Annotated in this window: 4 protein-coding genes; all 4 read right to left on the bottom strand. The window is 68.7% G+C overall.

The window, feature by feature from the left end; genetic code table 11:
• Positions 1 to 707: 707 nt before the first annotated feature.
• Positions 708 to 2,351, bottom strand: a complete 1,644-nt coding sequence (locus K8V84_RS23425) for an MFS transporter (protein WP_304078704.1) — start codon at positions 2,349 to 2,351, stop codon at positions 708 to 710.
• Positions 2,352 to 2,473: 122 nt separating this feature from the next.
• Entirely contained in the window at positions 2,474 to 3,928 is a 1,455-nt protein-coding gene (locus K8V84_RS23420; RefSeq protein ID WP_304078703.1) for an FAD-dependent oxidoreductase, read from the bottom strand.
• Positions 3,925 to 5,466, bottom strand: coding sequence for a class I SAM-dependent methyltransferase (locus K8V84_RS23415; protein ID WP_304078702.1), 1,542 nt, complete (start codon positions 5,464 to 5,466; stop codon positions 3,925 to 3,927). Before K8V84_RS23415 ends, K8V84_RS23420 begins: the two co-directional genes overlap by 4 nt.
• Positions 5,467 to 5,521: 55 nt before the next feature.
• Positions 5,522 to 6,269 (bottom strand): class I SAM-dependent methyltransferase (locus K8V84_RS23410; protein WP_304078700.1); only part of this gene is annotated, 748 nt, incomplete at its 5' end.

The following is a 6,269-nucleotide window of genomic DNA, read 5'->3' as shown; positions in this document are numbered from 1 at the left end:
CGTTCGGCCCCGGAGGCCCCGAACACCCGGTGGCGGTCACGTCCTCCCTGAGCGAGGGCACCCAGCGGTTGGACTGGTGGTGCGAACCGGCGTTGCGTCACGCTCCCCCGGTTTTCCAGGCACCCACCCGGTTACTCGAAGCGCTGGGAGAGAAGGGCTGACGGAATGCGGGGAACCGCTTCGGGTGTCGGCAGGTCGGTTGGGACGGCCCCGCCTCGACGGTTCCCCGCGCCCCGTGTCCAAGGCCGCCCGGTTCGCTCTCGCCGCCGGCCCCGGGGCGGCCGATCGCGGTACCTGTCCACGGCCTCTGCGTTCGGGGCGGAAACCGGCCGACCCGGCGGTCACGTCTGGAACGATTCTCGGTGGGCTGTACCAGAACGCGCGTTGGTGCCGGGGCTTCGCCTTTTGCTCCCGGCCCCGCGCGGGTCGGGCACCGGTGGGAGACGATGATCCTTCCCATAAGGACGGGCCGGTTGGAACAGGCCGGGGCCCGCGTGGCTGAGGTGGGCCCGTTCCCCGCACCGGTCCGGGACCCTCCCCCATCACCGTTCGTGGTCAACTCTCGCCGGTGTGCGGAGCAGCCGGGCCACCGGGAGGAATGACCGTGTCCGGCCTCGGTGCCCCGGCCTGCCCGTGCGCCGACGCCCTGTCGACGGGCACCGGGCGGCCCTGAACGGGTCAGTACCGCCCGACGCACGGAGTCGACCTCAGTCCCCACGCCCCGTCAGGGTGTCGTCGGCATGGTCGACCTCGTCCTCCGCCGTATCCGAGGTGTCGGTGGCCACCGCGTCCTTGGCCGGGCCGGCTTCGGGAGTCTCGGAGGAACCGTCCGCGCCCTCGTCTCCCATCGGCGGGACGTGACGGAGCCGGACAAGGACCAGCGCGGCCGTGATCACGAGGATCACCGCGCTGACCACGGCGATGACGTGAAGGCCCGAGGTGAAGGCGTCCTGCGCGGCGCTCTCCAGCTGAGAACCCAACGTTCCTCCCAGCTCCTCGGACAGCGCGACGGCTCCGGCGACGCTGTCGGTGGCCGCGCCGGAGTCCATCTCGGACGGAACGCGGTCGTCCAGCCGTGTGCCGTAGACGAACGCCCCGAGCGTGCCCACCGTGGCGATCCCCAGGGACGTTCCCATCTCGTTGCCGATCTGGGGCAGGGAGGCCGCGGACCCGGCCTTCTCCGGCGGGGCCCCTCCGATCACCAGGTTCATGCCCAGTGCCAGCCCGGGGCCGCCACCCAGGCACCAGACCACGAACGCGGCCACGGGCAGCACGACGCCGCTCTCGGGGCCGACCATCAACAACATGAGCAGGCCGGCCGACACGATCAACAGACCCACCGCGATCAGGACCGCGGGACGGATCCACCGGGCCAGGACCGGGGCAAGGGTCACACTGACGGTTCCCGCGATCAGCCCGGGGATCAAGGCCAGAGCGGCCTGGAACGGAGACAGCCCGAGCACCGACTGGAAGAACTGGCTGAGGTAGAACAGGGTCGTTCCGGTCAGCATGCTGTACATGAGCATGGACACCAACGCCACGGTGAGCTGATCGTTCCGGAACAGCCTCAGGTCCAGGAGGGGGTCGTCCAAGACCAGCTGACGCCGCACGAAGGCCGTTCCCGCGAAGGCCCCCAGAAGGATGGCGGCGATCGCCGGCGGGTCCCAGCCGATCCGTGCCACCTCCTTCACCCCGTAGACGAAGGGAAGGATCATGAGCAATGACAGGACGACGCTCACGAGGTCGATGCGACCCGGCTCCGGCGCCCGGTACTCGGGAAGCACCAGGGGACCGAGGATGAGCAGGAGGACCATGGCGGGGACGGCCAGCAGGAAGACCGAACCCCACCAGAAGTACTCCAGCATCATTCCGCCCGTGATCGGGCCGATGATCGCTCCGAGCGTGAACGACCCGGCCCACAGCCCGATCGCCATTCCCTTCTGCTTCGGGTCGAGGAACATGTTGCTGATCAACGCGAGCGTGGAGGGCGCCAGAGTGGCCCCGGCCACGCCGAGCAGTGCCCGGGCGATGATCAGCATCTGCGGTCCGGTGGAGAAGGCGGCGAGGACGGAGGCCGCGCCGAAAGCCACCGCACCGATCATCAAAAGCCTGCGGCGACCGATCCTGTCACCGAGGGTGCCCATGGTCACCAGGAAACCACCGACCATGAACCCGTAGATGTCCACCACCCAAAGCTGTTGGGTGGAGTTCAGGGCGAGGTCGGAGGTCAGGTGGGGAAGGGCGAGCAACAGGACGAAGACATCGAAGGAGACGAGCATGCTGGCCACGGTCAGGACCGCGAGTCCGACCCACTCCTTGCGCCCGGCCTTTGGAGCGCTCTGCGTTGTCATCGTAGTTCCTTTCTGCGCGAAGCCATCCGCGCGGAGTCGGGGGTGGGGCATGAGCCCGAAGACCCGTCCCGGAGGTGATTCGTGCCCCTCGCGGGCGGGCTCCGCGTTCACGCCCTACACCCCTACGACGAACGCTCCGCGTCGAAATCGACAGACGAACGGAACGAAGTCACGCGTGCCTCCCGAGCCGTGGCGTTCGGCATGATGTCCGCGGAGAAGATCCCATCGGGGTCGAGTTCCCCACGGAGACGGTCCAAACACCCCACCTGTGTCGGTGTGAGGTGGCGTTGGGGCTGTTCACGCGATTCCACGAACGTGGGAGCGGTCATGCCCGTGTCCCGGTCGGCCAGCCCTGCACGCACCCTCGCGCAGTGGGCCGCCAGTTCCCCATGGGTGACGTCTCCCAGAACCGCCCCCGAACCGGCGTAGAGCAAGGGGGCGTCGAAGTGGTCCAGGACCCCGCCCTGGGGGTGGGACCGTGCCAGGGCGCCGCCCAGCTGCCTGAGGCCGGCGGCCACGAGCGGGGAGCCCGAACCCGGCCCGACCAGGTCGAGGAGGGTGCGTGCACCGGTCGTGTCGAGGTCTTCCAAAAGCATGTGGTCGCCGAAGATGGGCACCGGGTCAGGGGGATCCATGTGCATTCGGGTCACCTCGGGCACCGCGACGGCGGCCCAACTGTCGGTGATCGGCTCGGCCAACGCCCGTAGCGGTCCCAAGAGGTCGTTCGCCATCGCGCTCGCGGCCCGTTCGTGGCCCTCGTGGGTGATCGCTCCGTCCACGCACACGACGGGGCCGGACCTGAGTTCCTCGGGTACGTCCGGTACCTGTGGGAAATTCATGACGCGCAACGAGGACATGATCTCCTCGGGTGCCCCGCGGGCCCAGTCCAGCCACAGTGCCAGGAGACGATCGGCGTGTTCACCCGACCAGAAAGCGGCACCGGCCACGGCTCCACGCGCCGCGAAAAGGCCCACCTCGACCGCCGTCACCACACCGAAGCCGCCCCCACCACCACGGAGCGCCCAGAGGACTTCCGGATCACGGGCCTGGTCCACTCGGCGCAAACGCCCCTCGGAGGTGACCAGTTCGATGCTTCGAACCGCGTTGGAGGCCAGACCGTGTCGTCGAGAGTAGAAGCTCACACCACCTCGCAGGAGGTAGCCGACGGCCCCCACATGGGCCGAGGAACCGTGCGGCGCCGCGAGCCCGTACGGGGCCGCCGCGTCCACCACCTCCCCCCAGGTGGCCCCTGCCGGTACACGCGCCACCCGACGGACCGGGTCGATGGTCACCCTTTCCGCCATTCGGGTACGGACTAGCAGGTCTCCCTCCAGTGAAGCGGCGACCGCGGCGGCGTGTCCGGTGGAGTGCGTCCGCAGCCCCGCCCCGACGCGCCGAGCGTGTTCCACCGCCTGGATCACCTCCTCGGGGGTGGTGGCGGTCAGGGCAGCCGACGGCCGCGCCGGCGCGAGAAGGTTGAAGACACCCGTGGCCGACTCGTACGCCTCGGTTCCAGGTGGTGAGAAGGGTCCGATGGGACCTGCCGAGCCTTCCCCCCGCTGTCTCTCAGGTCTCACGCCTCCTCCCGAACCGCCGTCATGAACAGGAAACCTTCCTCTCCGGAGGCGTCGACCACCCGCATCCTCGCTTCCGCCAGCCAGGTGCGCACCTGCTCGGAGGTGAACAGCAGCATTCCCTCGGGACGGGAGGGGAAGTGGTGGGATTCCTGGAAGTGCCGTTCCAGCGGATCATCGGCCCAACGGAAGGTCATCAGCGTGAACGTCCCGCCCGGCCGAAGACAGCGACCGACCTCTCGGATGGCCGTTCCGGCCTGTTCGGGGAACGCCTGAAGCGCGTTCCAGCAGTTGACCGCGCCCAACGAACCCGTGGGAAAGGGGAGGTCGAGGGCGCTTCCGAGAACGGCGGGAACACCGGGCAGGCGTTTTCGGAGCAGATTCAACATGGGCAGACCGGAATCGAGTGCGATCACCCGTTCCTCACCCACGTGTCGGGCGAGCACGCTCGTCCATCGCCCCGCTCCGGCCGCCAGGTCGAGGACGGGGCCCCGTACCGGGCGCACATGTCCCCTGATGTAGTCGTCCTCGTTCTCCGGTGTGATGGCCCTTGCCCAGTTCCCTCCCGCCACCCGAAGGAAGGCCGGACGCAGGACCTCTTCGTAGTAGCGACCCATGCTCGGCATGTTCGCGAGCTTGCCGAGCAGACCGGCCGTGGCGTCGTCCTCATCGGGTTCGGCGCCGTCGATGAACGGTTCGAACAGGTCCACGATGCCCTCGGCGGTCGGGGCGGCCCGAGAACAGGCGGGGCAGCAGAACACAGGGCCGTTGCGGTCGAGGACCTCATCGCACGAAGGGCAGCGCAAAAGGCCCACCAGGCGGTCGAACAGCACTTCCTCGGAGGGGATGGAGTCAACGGAGCCTTCCCGGTCCTTCGGTTCTCGAGCGGTCCGGGTCATCTCCTCCGGGTCGGGGAGGGAACCCGTCCGAGTCATCCAGCGGGCCCGTCCCCCCATGTAGGCGGAGAGCGTTCGGGTGTCGTTGTCCCAGTTGACCCTGGCCTGTTCGGGGGTGAGCCGGTCGATCCATGTGCGGTCGAAGTCGATCTCGGCCTGGTTCAGCCGCCAAACCGCGGGTGAGGGCCAGGCCCTTCCCAGGTCGGGGTGGTCGACGTCGAAACGGGCCAGGGCTCGTTCCAGACGGGCCCGGTCCACTTCCGGCAGCTCCGCCACGCCTTCTGAGGCCAGGATCGCGTCCCTGTCACCGGAGAGGTTCCCCAGCAGGTAGAGCAGTACCGGGGTGAGCTCCGCCTCGTTCATGCCGAGAAGATCGAGATAACGGTCGATCCCCCCGGAGACCCGTTCGGTCAGGTCGGATCCACCGCTCCCGGCAAGGAGACCGAGCAACAACAGCAGGAGTGGCGTGGGTCGTCGTCGAATTCCCTCCACCATCAAGGGGATCGCCTCCCCCGCTCCTGTGGTGGGGGCCCCATCGCGCCAGACGACGTCGAGGAGGGCTTCGAAGCACGCCTCACGGCGTTCGGTGGGAGCATTCTCCAGGTCCGCCACCAGAGCGGCCGTGGAGGAAGACTGTGTGGACACGCTCACGCGCGCCCCCTTTCTGATCGATCCTGCCTTCTCTGGGTGGCGTCGCGGGTCAGGGCCTACGCGCGGAAACAATCACGTATCCGATTTGGTCTCTACGGGCGGCGAAGAAGCCCCGATGCCTGACCGCGTAGCCCAGCAGGTCCTCCTCCGCCAGTTCCTCGGCCAACTCTCCACGGCGATCAAGTGACGCGCGCAGGAAGCGGTTCTTGCGTCCGTAGACGCGTGGTCCGCACTGGGTGTACTCCTCGACCTCGAACCCGACGCGGCGCAGGGTTTGCAGCCACTCCCGCAGTGAGGGCAGTCGCCGCAGTGCGAGAGAGGCCATGAAGCGTTTCAGCCGTGCGCGTTCGGTGTCGGACTCACGGCTCAGGTCCGCCAGGGTGAGACGGCCTCCGGGTCTGAGCACCCGGCGGAGCTCGGCCGTCACCTGGTCCAGGTCATGAGCGTTCTGGAGGGATTCGAGCGCGACGACGGCGTCGAAGGACGCATCGGGAAAGGGCAGGTGGGCGAAGTCGCCCAGGAGAAACTCGACGTCAGGGGCACCGGGCCCGTCCCGGGCCCGTTCCCGTGCCAGCCGGACCTCGTAGCGGCTGATCGTGACGCCCGTGACCCGCGCGCCCGCCTCTCGGGCCAGTCGCAGTGCGAGTCCACCGGTACCGCAGCCGGCGTCCAGCACCCGCTCCCCCGGGCGAACCCCCAACGCCTGGACGACTTTCTCGCTGACGCGTTCGATCGCCTCGGGCAGGGACGCGGGGTCGTCGTCGCCGTACCAGTACCACATGTGAAGCTGACCGCCC

This window comes from Nocardiopsis listeri (genome assembly GCF_020741345.1).
GTDB classification, from domain to species: domain Bacteria; phylum Actinomycetota; class Actinomycetes; order Streptosporangiales; family Streptosporangiaceae; genus Nocardiopsis; species Nocardiopsis listeri_A.
The sequence above is the reverse complement of the archived record's forward strand: the minus strand, read 5'-3'. Positions and strand labels throughout refer to the sequence as shown.